At 67.4% G+C, this 438-nt stretch carries 1 protein-coding gene; it reads right to left on the reverse strand.

Going from position 1 to position 438, the window contains the following annotated elements:
* Positions 1-231 (reverse strand): hypothetical protein (locus tag I6F37_RS40395; protein ID WP_225154435.1); only part of this gene is annotated, 231 nt, incomplete at its 3' end.
* Positions 232-438 lie beyond the last annotated feature (207 nt).

A 438-nucleotide genomic window follows, 5' to 3' on the forward strand; every position in this document is an offset into this window, starting at 1 on the left:
CGGAATCTCGTTGCCGGGCAGGCGGAAGCGCAGCGTCACCTGGGCTTCGCGTGCGAGCGGCTCCGCGCGCTCCGCGAACGCTCCCTCCAGCCCGAGATCGACCAGGAACAGCGGCTCCTCGCCGTGGGGGTGGAGGAGCGCCGCGCGCTGGATGAAGGGGATGCGGACCTTGCGTAGGACATCGTCCGATCCGGCGGTTTCGGCGGAGCCGGAAGAGGCGGCCTTGAACATGGACGGTTTTGGGCCTTTGGACGCGATCGACGCTAGCACCCGGCTCGACGGGCTGTCAACGCTTTGGCGGAAGCCCTTTGCGTTGACAGGGTTTCGGCCGCTGTGTTTGAATCCCCTGCACTGACCGTGTCCGCCCTCTTCCGGGGGATCCCGTGACCGACGAAGCGCTTCGGGATCCGCACCTTCCCGTCCTGATCGTGACCGGGT

It is taken from the genome of Bradyrhizobium sp. NBAIM08 (assembly GCF_020193935.1).
GTDB lineage: Bacteria > Pseudomonadota > Alphaproteobacteria > Rhizobiales > Xanthobacteraceae > Bradyrhizobium > Bradyrhizobium yuanmingense.